This window comes from Nocardia sp. GP40 (assembly GCF_050434125.1).
GTDB lineage: Bacteria > Actinomycetota > Actinomycetes > Mycobacteriales > Mycobacteriaceae > Nocardia > Nocardia albiluteola.
The window spans coordinates 36,963-52,895 of sequence record NZ_JBNPVW010000005.1; the positions used below are offsets into that span (position 1 = coordinate 36,963).

The window sequence follows — 15,933 nt, forward strand, 5'->3', positions numbered from 1 at the left end:
CTCGCACAGAACTCAGGTGCCGTCGATGAGTAGCGTGTGCTGCATCAGGCTCATGGCGACGGCGCACGGATCCGGCTGCGCGGCGTGGTCGCGGTTCTGAGTCCACCACGTGATGGTGCCGGTGTCCGCGGTGGTGATCCCGCAGCTGCCCGGGTCGTTCGGATCGCGCCAGTACATGCCGCCGAACTTCTTGACCACCAGCTTCTCGATCTGATACCCGTACTGGGCCGCGACCTGAGTGTCCCGCATCAGGACGTCGTCCTGGAACCAGCTGTAGGTGACGTCGACGACGCCGTGGGCGGTCTGCGCCCGCCAGGTGCAGACGGTGGGCGCGGTCTGCTGGCGCACCACGGTGCCCTGCAGGCTGCGCGCGAGGACCTGATCGGTCACGGGCCCGCACCCGGCCAGGAAGTTCGGATCGGATGCCGACCGGTCGGCGGACGACGGCGGCGTGCCTCCCGACGAGCATCCCGCCACGGCGGCCGTCAGCAGGACCGCGGCCGCCACGCGCATGAACCGCCCCATGCCCCTAGCCTGCCTTCGCGAGCGTGGCGGCGGCAAGCTTCTCGAGGTCGGAGCAGGCCGCTGGGCGGGCGGACCCGTGCCCCGCGGCCGTCACGATCCAGTCGATGAAGTCCTCCCCGCCCGACTCGACGGCGAGCTCGCAGGCCTGCGGGCCGGACCAGAGGATCCCGGAATGGCCGGCGACCTGCGCCGAGGCGGACGTGCCGAGGGTGACCTGGGTGCGGCGGTCCGCCAGCGGCGTGCCCCGGAACCACTCGAAGACGACCGAGTAGTCGGCGCCGCCGCCGGTCTCCCAGGCGCAACGCAGCGGATTGGCCGATACCTGCTGTAGTCCGGACAGGCCCGTGGCCTGCGCGATCTGCGCGTCGCTGACCGAACCGCAGCGCCCGATCGCGGCGGCGGGCGCAGGGGTGGACGGGCTGGGTGTCGTGGTGGGGGTGCCCGGCGAACCGCACCCCATCGCCACCATCAGGGCAGCGCCCGTCCCGACCGCTGCCGCCACCCGCTTCCACACCAGGCCCAGGCTACCCATCGCCCCCGTGCCACGGGGAACGTGAACCGACGGCTCAGCGGTTGCCGAAATTCGCCGCCCGCTTCTCCACGAACGCCGCCATGCCCTCCTTCTGGTCCGCCGTGGCGAACAGCGAGTGGAAGACCCGGCGCTCGAAGCGCAGGCCCTCACCCAGGGTGGTCTCGAAGGAGCGGTTGACCGCCTCCTTGGCGATCATCACCGATGGCAGCGACATCGAGGCGATCGTGGCAGCCACCTCGAGGGCCGTGGCGACCAGCTCGGCGGCCGGGACGATGCGCGAGACCAGCCCCGCGCGCTCGGCCTCCTCGGCATCCATGTTCCGGCCGGTCAGGATCAGATCCATGGCCTTGGCCTTGCCCACCGCGCGGGTCAGGCGCTGGGAACCGCCCATCCCGGGGATGACGCCGAGCTTGATCTCAGGCTGGCCGAACTTGGCGGTGTCGGCCGCGATCAGCAGGTCGCACATCATCGCGAGCTCGCAGCCGCCGCCCAGGGCATACCCGGCGACCGCCGCGATGATCGGCTTGCGGAACGCGACGAGGCGGTCCCAGCCGGCGAAGTGGTCGGCCAGGTACATGTCCATGTAGGACTTGGACTGCATCTCCTTGATGTCCGCGCCGGCGGCGAAGGCCCGCTCGGATCCGGTGAGCACGACCGCACCGATCTCCTCGTCGGCCTCGAGCTCGTCGAGCGCGGCCGAGATATCGGTCAGCACCTGCGAATTCAGGGCGTTGAGGGCCTTGGGCCGGTTCAGCGTGACGAGGGCGACGCGGCCCTTGCGCTCGAGCAGGATGGTCTCGAAATCAGTCATGTCACATCCCTTTCCGGGCACGTCCGGGGCGGCCGGTCATGCCTGTTCCTGTTCCGATCGCGTGCGGATGTCGGTCACGATAGCGGAGAAGTCCCTGCCCGCTTCGTCCCGGTTGAAGCGCTGGTAGATCTGCGCGGCCAGCTGCCCGAGCTGCCCGTCCACGCCGTTGGCGGCGAGGGCGTTCGCGGCCAGGCCCAGATCCTTGGTCATCAGGGCGGTGGCGAAGCCGGGCCGGTAGTCGTTGTTCGCCGGGCTGGCCGGAACCGGGCCCGGCACAGGGCAATACGAGGTCAGCGCCCAAGACTGCCCCGAGGCGGTGGACACCACGTCGAAGAATTTCTCGTGCGTGAGGCCCAGCTTCTCGCCCAGCACGATGGCCTCGGACAGTCCGATCATCGAGATGCCCAACAGCATGTTGTTGCAGATCTTGGCGGCCTGCCCGACGCCCGCGCCGCCGCAGTGCACAACCTTGCCGCCCATGACCTCGAGCAGCGGCAGGGCCTGGGCGAAATCGTCCGGCGCGCCGCCCACCATGAAGGTGAGGGTGCCCGCGGCCGCGCCCGCGACGCCGCCGGAGACGGGCGCGTCCAGGGCCCGATATCCCTGCGCGACAGCGAGTTCCGCAGCGGCCACCGCATCGGCCACGTCGATGGTGGAGGAGTCGATGAACAGCGTCCCGGGCTTCGCGGCGGACAGGATCTCGCCGTAGAGATCGAGCACGATGCGGCCGTTGGGCAGCATCGTGACGACGATGTCGGCTTCGGCCACGGCCTCCGCCGCGGTCGCGACAACACTCGCACCGTCCGCGCGGGCCTGATCCTGCGCGGCGGGCACGGGGTCGAAGGCGACGACCGCGTATCCCGCGCGCACCAGGTTGGCGGCCATGGGTCCGCCCATGTGGCCCAGGCCCAGGAATCCGACCTTCGGGTTCTCGGTAGTCATGCGTGTCCTCCCGTGGCTCACTGTGCGTCTCGAGGTGCGGTCAGGCCCAATTCGCGATCGCCGAGATCGCCGAAGTAGGCCGCGACGTCGGCACCGGTGACCTCGGCCAGGGTGGCCGGTGCCCACCGGGGGTTGCGGTCCTTGTCGACGACCTGGGCCCGAATGCCCTCCACCAGGTCGTGGGTGCGCAGCGACGCGGCCGAGACCCGGTACTCCCGGTTCAGCGCCTCCGCCAGGCTTGCGGCCTCGCGCGCGCCGCGCAGCGAGCGCAGCGTAACCTTCAGCGCCACCGGCGATTTCGACAGCACGTCGGCGGCCGCCGCGGCGGCCTCGGGACGGCCGTCGTTCTGCAGCCGGTACACGATCTCCTCCACGGTGTCCGCGCCGTAGCAGGCATCGATCCAATCCCGCTGTGCCACGAAGGCCGACACCGGCGCGGGCTGCGCGAATTTGGCGATGGCCACCTCCGCATCCGCGGTCCGCAGCGCCTCGAGCAACGCCGGAACATGTTCGGACGGAACGAAATAGTCGGCGAATCCGGCCGCGATGGCATCCCCGGCGCTCATTCGCGCCGTGGTCAGCGCGAGGTGCGTGCCGATCTCTCCCGGGGCGTTGGCGAGCAGGTAGCTGCCGCCCACATCGGGCACGAAGCCGATGCCGGTCTCGGGCATGCCGACCTTGGATCGTTCGGTCACCACGCGGTGCGAGGCATGTCCGGACAGGCCCACACCGCCGCCCATGACGATACCGTCCATGATCGCGACGTACGGCTTGGGGTAGCGGTCGATGAGGGCATTGAGGACGTACTCGTCACGCCAGAACCGCCCGCTCGGCGAGTCCGCGGCGTCGTACGGCGAACCACCCCGGGCGACGGTGTTTTTCGCATCCTCGTGAATGGCGACGATGTCTCCGCCCGCGCACAGCCCGCGCTCGCCGGCCCCGGTGAGCACCACCGTGCGCACCTCGTCATCGTCCGCCCAGGCGTGCAGCGCGTCGAGAATGGCCAGTGCCATCGGATGATTCAGCGCGTTGATGGCCTTGGGCCGGTTCAGCGTGATCAGGCCGATGCCGTCGAGTTTCTCGATCAGAACCTCGGGTTCGGCTGTCTCCATGGGTCGCTCGCTCATGCTGCTCCTACCACCGAGCGGGCCACGACGACCCGCATAATTTCGTTCGTTCCCTCGAGAATCTGATGCACCCGCAGGTCGCGGACGATCTTCTCGATTCCGTATTCGGCCAGATAGCCGTAGCCGCCGTGCAGCTGCAGGGCCTTGTTGGCCACCTCGAACCCGGCGTCGGTGCCGAATCGCTTGGCCATGGCGCACAGTTCGACCTTGTCGGGCGCGTCGGCGTCCAGTGCGGCCGCGGCCCGCCACAGCAGCGTGCGGGCGGCCTCGAGCGAGGTGCGCATGTCGGCCAGGTCGAACTGCAGGGCGGTGTTGTCCAGCAGCCGGGAGCCGAATGCCTTGCGCTCGTTCAGATATGCGACGGTCCGATCGAGCGCGGTCTGCGCCCCGCCCAGGGAGCAGGCGGCGATGTTGAGCCGGCCGCCGTTGAGCCCGTTCATGGCGATGCGGAAACCGTTGCCCTCCACACCGAGCAGGTTGGCGGCGGGCACCCGGGCATTGTCGAGAACGACCTGCCGGGTCGGCTGGGCGTTCCAGCCCATCTTCCGCTCGTTCGCGCCGAACGAGAGTCCGGGGGTGTCGGCGGGCACGATGAACGCCGAGATGCCCCGCGCCCCCGGGTGTCCGGTGCGCGCCATGATCACGTACACGTCGGTGCTGCCGGCGCCGGAGATGAATTGCTTGACGCCGGTGAGCAGATAGTCGTCGCCATCCCGAACGGCCCTGGTGCTCAGGGCCGCCGCATCGGAGCCGACGCCCGGCTCGGTGAGCGCGTAGCTGGCCAGCAGGTCCATCGACGTCAGGCCCGGCAGCCACCGATTCCGTTGCGCCTCATCGCCGTACGTATCGATCATCCACGTCGCCATGTTGTGGATGGAGATGTAGGCGGCAATGGCCGGGCAGCCGGTGGCCAGCTGCTCGAAGATCCGCACCGCGTCCAGCCGCCGCAGCGCCGAGCCGCCCACGTCGTCGCGGATGTAGATGCCGCCCAGGCCCAGCGAGCCGGCCTTGCGCAACACGTCGACCGGGAAGTGCTTGCGCTCGTCCCATTCCAGGGCATTCGGCGCTAGCAGTTCGTCGGCGAAACTCCGGGCGGTCTCGGCGATCGCCTTCTCGTCCTCGTCCAGTGTGAACACCGGTCAGTCCATGGTGGGGATGACGAATGCGTTGGATTCTTTCGTGCCCGACGGCCAGCGCTGGGTGACGGTCTTGGTCTTGGTGTAGAAGCGGATCGAGTCCGGGCCGTGCTGGTTGAGATCGCCGAAGCCGGAACGCTTCCAGCCGCCGAAGGTGTGGTAGGCGATCGGCACCGGAATCGGCACGTTGACCCCGACCATGCCGACCTGCACGCGGGCGGTGAAGTCGCGGGCGGTGTCGCCGTCGCGGGTGAAAATCGCGACGCCGTTGCCGTATTCGTGCTCGCTGGGCAGGCGCAGCGCCTCCTCGTAGTCCGCGGCGCGCACGATCGCCAGCACCGGCCCGAAGATCTCCTCGCGGTAGATGCGCATGTCAGGGGTGACGCGGTCGAAAAGCGATGCACCCGCGAAGAATCCGTCCTCGCCGCCCTCGACGACCAGGCCGCGGCCGTCGATCACCAGCTCCGCGCCCTCCTCGACGCCGATGCCGATGTAGCTGTTCACCCGGTCCACGCCGTCGCGCCCGACCAGCGGTCCGAAGTCCGCGCCCGGATCGTCGGACAGGCCGACGTTCAGCTTCTCGATGCGCTCGATGAGCTTGCCGCGCAGGCGATCCGCGGTCTCCTCGCCGACCGGCACCGCGACCGAGATGGCCATGCAGCGCTCCCCCGCCGAGCCGTAGCCCGCGCCGATGAGCTGGTCGGCCACGTCGTCCATGTCGGCGTCGGGCATGACCACGGCGTGGTTCTTCGCGCCGCCGAAACACTGGGCGCGCTTGCCGTTCGCGGTCGCGGTCTCGTAGATGTACTGCGCGATCGGGGTGGAACCGACGAATCCGACCGCCTTGATGCGCTCGTCGCGCAGCAGCGTGTCCACGGCCTCCTTGTCGCCGTTGACGACGTTGAACACGCCCGCGGGCAGCCCGGCCTCGAGGAAGAGTTCGGCGAGCCGCAGCGGCACCGAGGGGTCCCGCTCGGAGGGCTTGAGCACCACGGCGTTTCCGCACGCCAGCGCCGGGCCCGCCTGCCACAGCGGGATCATGGCCGGAAAGTTGAACGGCGTGATGGCCGCGACCACACCGAGGGGCTGACGCAGGGAGTACACGTCGATGCCGGTGCCCGCACTCTCGGTGTATTCGCCCTTGAGCAGATGCGGTATGCCGGTGGCGAATTCGACGACCTCGAGCCCGCGCTGGATGTCACCCCTGGCATCGGGGATGGTCTTGCCGTGCTCGCTGGACAGCAGCGCCGCCAGCGAATCCATCTCGTCCTGGACCAGGGTCAGGAACTTCATGAGCACCCGTGCCCGCTTCTGCGGGTTCAGCGCGGCCCAGCCCTTCTGCGCCTCGGCCGCGTCGGCGATGACGGCCTCGACCTCACTCCTGCTCGCCAGCGGCACCCGGGCCTGCACCCGTCCGGTGCTCGGGTTGTACACGTCGCCGAACCTGCCGGACGCCCCGGCCACGTGCTTACCGCCGACATAGTGCGTGAGTTCGCGAACCATCCCAGTTCCTGCCCTTACTTGTGCGGTGTGACGAAAGAACGGTCCGGCTTCCGGCCGGACCAATCGGTATGCGGTCATCCTATAGTTGGACGTCCATCTATTCCACGGCTGCGGGATGTGATCCATCCCATGTCGCCGGCTTCATCCCGAACCCCTGGCACACCGGCGGGTCCGATCGTAGAATTACTTTGATGTCCTACTATTGGGTCATCGACTTTACGACGGCCTCTTATGGAGGATGCCATGGCCGACCTGCACGTTCCGGTGCATCCGGTGCGCTTCGTGACCTCGGCGGCGCTGTTCGACGGGCACGACGCCGCGATCAACATCATGCGGCGGATCCTGCAGGCGCAGGGCGCGGAGGTGATTCACCTCGGACATAACCGGGCCGTGCGCGAGGTCGTCGACGCGGTGCTCACCGAGGATGCGCAGGGCGTGGCGATCAGCTCGTATCAGGGCGGGCACGTCGAATACTTCGAGTACCTCGCCGCCGCGCTGCGCGAGGCCGGCGCCGGGCACGTGCGGATCTTCGGGGGCGGCGGCGGAGTGATCGTGGCGCCGGAGATCGCCCGGCTCGCCGCGGCCGGGGTACGGATCTTCTCCCCCGAGGACGGGCAGCGGCTGGGCCTGCCGGGCATGATCAACGAGCTGGTGCGCGACTGCGACGTCGACCTGTCGCGGGAACCGGCGGCGATCGACGCGGTGCTGGCCGGTGAGCGAAATGCCCTGGCGCGCACCGTCACCTGCCTGCAGGCCGGCAATCTGCCGGCGGACGATCTCGCCGCGATCACGGCCGCGGCCGCCGCCCGCGCGGTGCCGGTGCTCGGCATCACCGGCACCGGCGGCTCCGGAAAGTCCTCTCTCACAGACGAACTCGTCCGGCGGCTGCGCTCGGATCAGCAGGACAAGCTCCGCGTGGCGATCCTGGCGGTGGATCCGACGCGGCGGCGCGGCGGGGGCGCGCTGCTGGGCGACCGGATCCGGATGAACTCGCTCGACGGCGACCACGTCTACTTCCGGTCGCTGGCCACCCGCGGCGGTCACGAGCTCCCGAACAATATCGACGCGATGATCCTGGCCTGCAAGGCCGCCGGATACGACCTGGTGATCCTGGAGACGCCGGGCATCGGCCAGGGCGATGCGGAGATCGTCGACCACGTCGATACGGCGCTGTACGTGATGACGCCGGAATTCGGCGCCGCCTCACAGCTCGAGAAGATCGACATGCTCGACTACGCGGATGTGGTGGCCATCAACAAGTTCGAGCGCCGAGGGGCCGCCGACGCAATGCGCGATGTGGCACGTCAGCTCGTGCGCAACCGGGAGGCGTTCGGCAGCGCCCCGGAGGATATGCCGGTATTCGGTACCAGCGCGGCGACATTCAACGACGACGGCGTGACGGCGCTGTATCAGCATCTGGTGGAGCGGCTGTCCGAGTCGGGCCTGCCGTTGGAGCCCGGGGTGCTGCCGCGCGTGGACACCCGAGCCTCGACCCGGTTCGCGCAGATCATTCCGCCCGCGCGGGTGCGGTACCTGGCCGAGATCGCCGAGACGGTGCGTGCCTATCACGCGGACACCGAGCGGGAAGTGCTTGCCGCGCAGCGGGTGCAGCGTTTCGAGCAGGTATTGACGGAACTGCGTGCCGCGTCGCCGGACTCCACGGCGACGGCCGGGCCGGCCGCGGCGCATACCGCGGTGTCGGACCTCCTCGATCGCGCACGCACCGATCTGAGCGCCGACAACGCCGAACTGCTACGCGACTGGCCCGCCGTCGCCGACTCCTATCGGGGCGAGGAGCAGGTCGTGAAGGTGCGGGACAGGGAGATTCGCACGCCCCTGCGCCGAACGTCGCTGTCGGGCAGCTCGATTCCGCGCGTGGCCCTGCCGCGTTTCACCGATCACGGTGAGCTGCTGCGGTTCCTGCGGGCGGAGAATCTGCCCGGGCGATTCCCCTTCACCGCCGGGGTCTTTCCGTTCAAGCGCGACAACGAGGATCCCGCGCGGATGTTCGCCGGCGAGGGCGATCCGTTCCGCACCAACCGCCGCTTCAAGGTCCTCTCGGAGCATGCCGAGGCGACGCGCCTGTCCACCGCCTTCGATTCGGTGACCCTGTACGGCCACGATCCGGCCGAGCGGCCCGACATCTACGGAAAGGTCGGCACCTCGGGGGTTTCCATCGCCACCCTGGACGACATGAAGGCGCTCTACGACGGCTTCGACCTGACCGCGCCCACCACCTCGGTGTCCATGACCATCAACGGTCCCGCACCGACGATTCTGGCGTTCTTCCTGAACACAGCGATGGACCAAGCGCTGCAACGGTTCCAGGACACACAGGGACGCGAGCCCGGCCCGGACGAGGCCGCCGATATCCGAGCCCGGACGCTGGCCACGGTGCGCGGCACCGTCCAGGCCGACATCCTGAAGGAGGATCAGGGGCAGAACACCTGCATCTTCTCCACCGAATTCAGCCTGCGCATGATGTCCGATATCCAGGAATGGTTCGTGCGCAACAATGTTCGCAACTTCTACTCGGTGTCGATCTCCGGCTATCACATCGCCGAGGCGGGCGCGAATCCGATCAGCCAGCTGGCCTTCACCCTGTCCAACGGATTCACCTATGTCGAGGCGTATCTCGCGCGCGGCATGCACATCGACGATTTCGCACCGAACCTGTCCTTCTTCTTCTCCAACGGCATGGATCCCGAGTATTCGGTGATCGGGCGGGTGGCCCGCAGGATCTGGGCGATCACGATGCGGGACAAGTACGGCGCCGCCGAGCGCTCGCAGAAGCTGAAGTATCACGTGCAGACCTCCGGGCGGTCGCTGCACGCACAGGAGATGAGCTTCAACGACATTCGCACGACCCTGCAGGCGCTCATGGCCCTGTACGACAACTGCAACAGCCTGCACACCAACGCCTACGACGAGGCGGTGACGACGCCCACCGAGGAATCGGTGCGCCGCGCCCTGGCCATCCAGTTGATCATCAACAAGGAATGGGGCCTGGCGATGAACGAAAATCCGCTGCAGGGCAGCTTCATCATCGATGAGCTCACCGACCTGGTGGAGGAGGCGGTGCTCACCGAATTCGAGCGGATCTCCGAACGCGGCGGCGTGCTGGGCGCCATGGAGACCGGCTACCAGCGCGGCCGCATCCAGGACGAGTCGATGCGGTACGAGCATCGCAAACACGATGGAACGCTGCCGATCATCGGCGTGAACACCTTCCGCAGCCCGCACGGCGAGGAACACCGCGAGATCGAACTGGCCCGCGGCACCGAGGAGGAAAAACAGTCGCAGCTGCACCGCACCCGCGACTTTCAGGCGCAGCACGGCGACGCGGCCCACGCGGCGCTGGCCCGCCTCGAGGCCGCCGCCCGCACCGACGACAACGTCTTCGAGGTCCTCATGGATGCCGCCCGCGTCTGCACCCTCCAGCAGATCACCGACGCGTTCTTCACCGTCGGCGGGCAGTACCGCCGCAACGTGTAGGGCCGGCCGGGCGCCCGCAGGCTGATCGCGACGATTGCTCCACTCCGCCGGAGTCCGAGGAACCAGATCGCTGCGGCCGATGAGCACCGTCGGGGCCGCCTGGCGGGCCGTATCGATCTTGCGACTATTGGCTCGAGTGCGTGGGAGCGCCCTCGATCGCACGGCTGAGCCGATCGGTCAGCCGGGCACGGGCCGTAGTCAGGGACGGCCCGTACCAGGTGAGGTCACGGCCGGACACCAGCGCCACCGGAATGCCCGGAAATGCATCGGGCCCATCGGATTCGGTGAAGCGATAGGGTTCGTCGGGCAGTACGGCCAGCCGCACGCCGCGCACCAGCTCGTCGGCGGTGACCGTCGGATACCGCTGCGCCCGACCCGCGTGCACGAGGCGTAATCCGATGCGTCGGGCCAGGTCTGCGGTGAAGGTGTCGCGGCCGACGACCATCCAAGGCCGGCGCCAGATCGGAATGACCGCGTCGACGAGCGGACGCGGCGGCGGTGGTGCCCAGAGCGCTTCGGCCGCGGCGAGCCACGCCGGGCGGTCCACGCCGAGCACCACCTCGAAAAGCCGTGTCATCGAGGCGAATGCCTCGTCGAGGGTGCGAATTCTGGTGACCCATACGGGAATTCCGGCCGAGCGCAGGCGCTGCACGTCGATGAGCCGGTTCTCCTCCTGATTGCACACCACCAGATCCGGCGCCAATCGCACGATCCGCCGGGTGTCCGGATTCTTCGTCCCGCGCACCCGCTCGACGTCCAGATCGGCGGGATGGGTGCACCATTGCGTGGCCGCCACCAGCAGGTCGGGGCAGCTCACCGCGATCGCCTCGGTCAGCGACGGGACCAGGGACACCACCCGTCGCACCGGGCGCGTGAGCGGCACCGGTTCGCCTAGATCGTCGACCACGTCACCGCCGGTCATATACTCACCATAGTTCCGGCGATGGCGGGTAGTCCCACCTACCGGTCCAGGCTCTGGTACAGCTTGCGCAGCTCGCGCAGCCCCGCCTCGGCCGTCCGCTCGTCCTCGGCGGTCATGCGCAGCGCCTGCCGCAGCGGGATCGGGTCCAGATCGTCCACCACCGCACGGAATTCGGGCCGCGGCAGTTCCGGCAGGACGACGTTCTCGCCGTACAGGTCGTCGGACACCGTGGGGCCCTGCTCGCGCTGCACCCCGCCGATGAGGGTGTCCAGGTCCAGGCCGCGCAGGGTGAGCATGACCGCGGGCTCCTCGTCGAGGCGCTCGGAGACGATGTAGCAGACCGCGGCCACGTGTTTGCAGGGCCAGCCCGCATCGGGGCAGCTGCAGGAGAAATTCAGTTCGGATGCCGTCGTGGGCAGCAGCAGCGGCCCGAGCTCCTGGGCCAGCGTGCCCGAGGCGATCTGGGCGAGCATGCCGGGCGTACCGCGGATCAGGTCCAGGACCTCGTCGAGCCGGTCGTCGCGCAGCCGGCGCAGGGTCAGCTGCGCGGTGAACGGGCGCGGCTGACTGCCCTGCACCTCGGCGGTCACCGAGCCGGGCTCGATGTGGTAGTTCACGACCTGCCCGGAGCGGGCATAGGTCCGCCCGCGCGCGAGCCGTCCGGCGTCGGCAACCTGCTCGACCGCATCGATGAACGACCGGCCCCACCAGGTGCGCGCGAAGGATCCGCGGCGACTGCGCGAGGAGACACCGCCGCGGACCGGTATCGCCTTGCCGTACTTGCTGTAATCCTCGAAGGGCATCTACTCACCCACCGCCTCTGCGCCCAGCGCGAACAGCGTGCCGATCTCCTCGGTGCTCAGTTCGGTGATCCAGTTCTCCCCCGTACCGACAGTCAGATCCGCCAATTCCTGTTTGCCGCTGATCATGTCGTCGATGCGTTCCTCGATGGTGTCGACGCACACCAGCTTTCGTACCTGCACGTCCCGGCGCTGCCCGATCCGGAAGGCGCGATCCGTGGCCTGGTTCTCCACCGCCGGGTTCCACCAGCGATCCAGGTGCACAACATGATTGGCTGCGGTGAGGTTCAGGCCGGTACCGCCGGCCTTGAGTGACAACAACATCAGCGGCGGCCCGCCGGACTCCTGGAATCGCTCGACCATCGCATCGCGCCCCTTCTTGCTCACCCCGCCGTGCAGGAACGGGATCGCGACGCCGAACCGCTCGGTCAGATACGGCGCGATCAGCTCGCCGAACTCGCGGAACTGCGTGAACAGCAGCGCCTTCTCCCCATCGGCCAGCACCGACTCGAGCACGTCCTCGACCAACCCCAGCTTGCCCGAGCGATGCTGCCCGCGCCGCAGCACCCCCGACCCATCGCCCAGGTAGTGGGCCGGATGATTGCACACCTGCTTCAGCCTGGTCAGCGCGCCCAGCACCGCACCCTTGCGCGACATGCCCTGGGCGTCCTTCAGTTTCGCGAGCATGTCGTCGACGACCGCCTGATACAACGCCGCCTGCTCCACGGTCAGGTTGGCGCGCACCGTCATCTCGATCTTGTCCGGCAGGTCCGAGATGACCGCCGGATCGGTCTTCACCCGGCGTAGCACGAACGGCGAGGTGACCGTGCGCAATCGGGTGAGCGCGTTGGCGTCGCGTTCGCGTTCGATCGGCACCGCGAAGCGCGCATGGAACTGGGAGGCCTTGCCGAGCAGGGACGGCGCGGCGAAGTCCAGGATCGAGCGCAGCTCCTCGAGCCGGTTCTCGACCGGAGTTCCGGTGAGCGCCAGGCGATGCCGCGCGGGCACCGCACGCGCGGCCCGCGACTGGCGAGTGGCGGAATTCTTGATGTGCTGCGCCTCGTCCAGCACGACCCGCTGCCAGTGCTGGCGCTTCAACTCCTCGATATCGCGAGCGAGCAGCGCATACGTCGTGATCACCAGGTCCGAATCTGCCACGGCGGCATCGAAATCCGCTCCCGAGCTACGTCCGGCACCGTGGTGCACCATTACCCGAAGCCCCGGGGCGAACCGCTCCGCCTCGCGCTGCCAGTTGCCGACCACCGACATGGGCGCTACCAGCAGGGTAGGGCCGATGTGCCGGTTGGCCGCATCGCTCGCCACGCCCGGCCCTTCGGCTCGATCGGAGTCGGACGCGGGAGCGGTCGCATCGAGTCGCGAACCGGCGGGCGATCCGTCTGCATCGGGCTGATCGGAACCGGCGGCGCCCGTCACATCCTGGGCGGCGGCCAGTGGTACGGGATTTACTGTCGCCGTTTCTCTTTCGTGCACCAGCAGCGCGAGCACCTGCACGGTCTTGCCCAGGCCCATATCGTCGGCGAGGATGCCGCCGCAGCCGAGGCGGTTCATCGTGGCGAGCCACGACAGGCCGCGCAGCTGATACGGGCGCAGCTCGGCTTTCAGTCCGGCGGGCGGATCGACCTGTGCGGCATCGCGATCGGCCTCCAGCAGCTCTGCCACCCAGCCGGTCGCGGTCACGTCCTCGATCGGCACCTGCCGGACCTCGCTGGCGGCGATCTCCGCGAGCAACTGGGTCAACGAGCCGATGGTTTCGTCGGTGCGGCCGTCCAGGTATTGCGCCGCGGCCGCCAGCGCCCGATGGTCGGCCTGCACCCACTCTCCACGCAGCCGCACCAGATCCGACTTGGATTGCACCAGGCGGGACATCTCCGCGGGGGTCAGCACGACATCGCCGAGCGCCAACTCCCAGCGATAGGACACCAAACCGTCCATGCCGACGGTACTTTCGGTCGCGGCCGGGCTCTGCACCTGCATCCGCATGCTCGGGGCCACGATCTGCCAGGCCCGCGGCAGCAGCAGATGCACACCCGCCGAACGCAATTCGTTCGCACCGTGCGCCACCAGATCGAGGACAACCTCGGTCGGCAGCAGGAAGTCGATGCCGCCGGGATCGCGTGGCAACCGCTGCAACATCGGATACGCCGCGATCGCCGCGGTCACGCGCTCTCCGGCCAGTCGCAGCTGAGCGGGATCGCCCTGCAGCGGAACCGGCTGTGGCGCTTCGCCTTCCGATCGCAGGCACACCTGCAGACGCCACAGCGCCGCGAGGGTCTCCGCACCCTGCTCCGGATCGTCGTCGGGCTCGATCAACCGCAGCACCAGCTCCGGCTCGCCGCTCGTGAGGCTGGTTCGCCACTCCTGCAGCGCCGAGGCGACGCGGTGCGAGCCGGAGTCCAGCGCAGCTCCCGATATCAGCGCGCCGATCAGCGGGTGCGGATCGGCGGCGCGCCCGACGCCCACCGACCTCGCATCGATCCACAGGCGTGCGATCGGGTCGGCCAATTCCGTCACCAGATCCTCCAGTACCGCGGCGCCGCGACCCGCGGGCCGTAGCGCGGGCGGCATGGCAGCGGCCAGTTCGGCGAGCCACGCGCGCTGGCGCTGCCCGCCGACCAGCCGCCAGCGGACCCACCAGTCGCCGTCGTCGCGCCGGAGTTCCGGCACGATCCGCCCGGCCCGCACCCACCGCTCGACGCCCCGCGCCACGTGGCCGAGGAAGCGGAGGTCGGCGGCGACCGCGCCCGGCGGCAGCGGTTGCAACAGCACGGGCGCGGCGGCCTGCGGCGCCAGCGCGTGCGCCTTCACCTCCAGGGTGCGCGGAACATCCGGCCCCGCGACCACAACCTGTGCGCGATGACGGAATCGCGCCGCCTGCACGACCGCCCCCAGCGGATCCGGGACCGCGACCGCATCAATAGCGGCGACGACATCGGACTCGGGGTGCTGCCACAGCACCAGCCCCGAACCCGGTGTCCACAGTCCGTGCAGCATCAGCCCATCCAACCAGCCGCCCCCGACAGGTCGGCTGGGGGATCAATACCCGCTGTTCCGGTACGTTTTCGGCCCGAAATCATGGCCGCCCGCAACTCGGATGCCGACCCCTTTACGGGATCAGACGGCACTGCCGATGGCAGCACCGGCAACGCCGCCGATCACACCACCGACGACCGCGGCCGGAATGCCCGCCACGGCCGCACCCGCGGCCGCACCGACAATCGTGCCCACGACGGGAGCGACCGCAACACTCGTACCGAGCGTCGGCACGGCCAGGACCGCGCCACCCACGGTGCCTCCGATAACCCCGCCGAGTGCTCCGCCGACAACGCCACCGACCACGGCACTCGGTACGCCGAGCACCGCTGCACCCAGCGCGGCGCCCGCCGCGGTACCGGCGGCGATCTTGTCCGAACGGGACGGGTTGATTCCCACCGAGTTCATGTCGGTAGCGAGGGCCGCCTCACCGTTCGCGGAGGTGAGGTTGACCGTGTTGAGCACGTTGTCAGGAACGAAATTCGGCACTGGGCTGGTGAAATTACCCAGACGGAGCGTGCGCGGCGGCGGCGCGATCGGCTTGACCGGCTTCACGGCAGTTGGCGCATGCAGATCCTGCCAGTTGACCGCCGGGGCAGGCTCGGTGTACTCCGCCTCCGGGATGGGCCGGAAATCCGGCGGGACAACATAATTCGGCGCGACCACACCGGGCTGCGGCATGGACGGCGTCACGCCCGGCTGCACCGGGCCCACGGCGCCGCCGTACAGGCTGTTGGCAATGCTCGGGGTCACACCCGGTTGGGAAGTCGTCGGCGGGGCCATGACGGTCGGCTGCTGCTCGTGATCCGGCGGCGGCGTGATGGCGGTGCCGGGCAGGCTCGGCACGGTGGACTGCTCGGTGGGCGCGGTGCCCGCCGTGGTCGGCACCGCGGCAGAGGACGAATGATCAGCCTGGTTGTTCGTAGTGCTGGAACACCCGACGACCAGCGCCAACGGGAGCGCCCCCACAGCAGGCAACACCACGCGGCGTGCCATGTTCAACTTCCGATGCCGACCCACGTCGCCACACCACCCTCATCAGTTCCGGACCGAACCGCTCCCCCGCGACCGAAGCGTCACGTGTGCGAC

General features: G+C 69.0%; 12 protein-coding genes. 1 reads left to right on the forward strand and 11 read right to left on the reverse strand.

Features of this window, described 5'->3' with window-relative positions:
* Nucleotides 1-12: 12 nt before the first annotated feature.
* The 7 genes from ABH933_RS16615 to ABH933_RS16645 are packed head-to-tail and all read right to left on the reverse strand — an operon-like array spanning nt 13 to nt 6,576.
* Nucleotides 13-525 carry a DUF3558 family protein gene (locus tag ABH933_RS16615; RefSeq protein ID WP_429427450.1) on the reverse strand — a complete coding sequence of 171 codons (513 nt, stop codon included), beginning with the start codon at nt 523-525 and terminating at the stop codon, nt 13-15.
* 4 nt (nt 526-529) lie between these two features.
* The gene (locus tag ABH933_RS16620) at nt 530-1,057 is read right to left on the reverse strand and encodes a DUF3558 family protein (RefSeq protein ID WP_429427448.1); all 528 of its coding nucleotides are present in this window, start codon (nt 1,055-1,057) and stop codon (nt 530-532) included.
* Between the two features lie 34 nt (nt 1,058-1,091).
* Nucleotides 1,092-1,868 (reverse strand): enoyl-CoA hydratase, encoded by a 777-nt coding sequence (locus ABH933_RS16625; RefSeq protein WP_215916583.1) that lies wholly within the window; start codon nt 1,866-1,868, stop codon nt 1,092-1,094.
* A gap of 36 nt (nt 1,869-1,904) precedes the next feature.
* Entirely contained in the window at nt 1,905-2,810 is a 906-nt protein-coding gene (gene mmsB / locus ABH933_RS16630; protein WP_429427446.1) for a 3-hydroxyisobutyrate dehydrogenase, read from the reverse strand.
* 17 nt (nt 2,811-2,827) lie between these two features.
* The gene (locus ABH933_RS16635; RefSeq protein ID WP_429427521.1) at nt 2,828-3,922 is read right to left on the reverse strand and encodes an enoyl-CoA hydratase/isomerase family protein; all 1,095 of its coding nucleotides are present in this window, start codon (nt 3,920-3,922) and stop codon (nt 2,828-2,830) included.
* An 11-nt stretch (nt 3,923-3,933) separates the two neighbouring features.
* Nucleotides 3,934-5,073, reverse strand: coding sequence for an acyl-CoA dehydrogenase family protein (locus ABH933_RS16640; RefSeq protein WP_215916581.1), 1,140 nt, complete (start codon nt 5,071-5,073; stop codon nt 3,934-3,936).
* A 3-nt stretch (nt 5,074-5,076) separates the two neighbouring features.
* Nucleotides 5,077-6,576 carry a CoA-acylating methylmalonate-semialdehyde dehydrogenase gene (locus ABH933_RS16645; protein WP_429427443.1) on the reverse strand — a complete coding sequence of 500 codons (1,500 nt, stop codon included), beginning with the start codon at nt 6,574-6,576 and terminating at the stop codon, nt 5,077-5,079.
* Between the two features lie 243 nt (nt 6,577-6,819).
* Between ABH933_RS16645 and icmF the strand changes: the two genes are divergently transcribed.
* Complete coding sequence (gene icmF / locus ABH933_RS16650) at nt 6,820-10,071, forward strand: fused isobutyryl-CoA mutase/GTPase IcmF (protein ID WP_429427441.1); 3,252 nt, start codon at nt 6,820-6,822, stop codon at nt 10,069-10,071.
* Nucleotides 10,072-10,195: 124 nt separating this feature from the next.
* Here icmF and ABH933_RS16655 read toward each other — a convergent pair whose 3' ends face one another.
* The 4 genes from ABH933_RS16655 to ABH933_RS16670 form a co-directional block, all read right to left on the reverse strand.
* On the reverse strand, nt 10,196-10,993 hold the full coding sequence (locus ABH933_RS16655; protein WP_429427439.1) for a helical backbone metal receptor: 798 nt from the start codon (nt 10,991-10,993) through the stop codon (nt 10,196-10,198).
* Nucleotides 10,994-11,031: 38 nt separating this feature from the next.
* Nucleotides 11,032-11,796, reverse strand: coding sequence for an SWIM zinc finger family protein (locus ABH933_RS16660; protein ID WP_429427437.1), 765 nt, complete (start codon nt 11,794-11,796; stop codon nt 11,032-11,034).
* A complete protein-coding gene (locus tag ABH933_RS16665; RefSeq protein ID WP_429427435.1) occupies nt 11,797-14,805 on the reverse strand; it encodes a DEAD/DEAH box helicase in 3,009 nt (1,002 codons plus the stop codon).
* Between the two features lie 120 nt (nt 14,806-14,925).
* Nucleotides 14,926-15,732, reverse strand: a complete 807-nt coding sequence (locus tag ABH933_RS16670; protein WP_429427433.1) for a hypothetical protein — start codon at nt 15,730-15,732, stop codon at nt 14,926-14,928.
* Between the last annotated feature and the right edge of the window lie 201 nt (nt 15,733-15,933).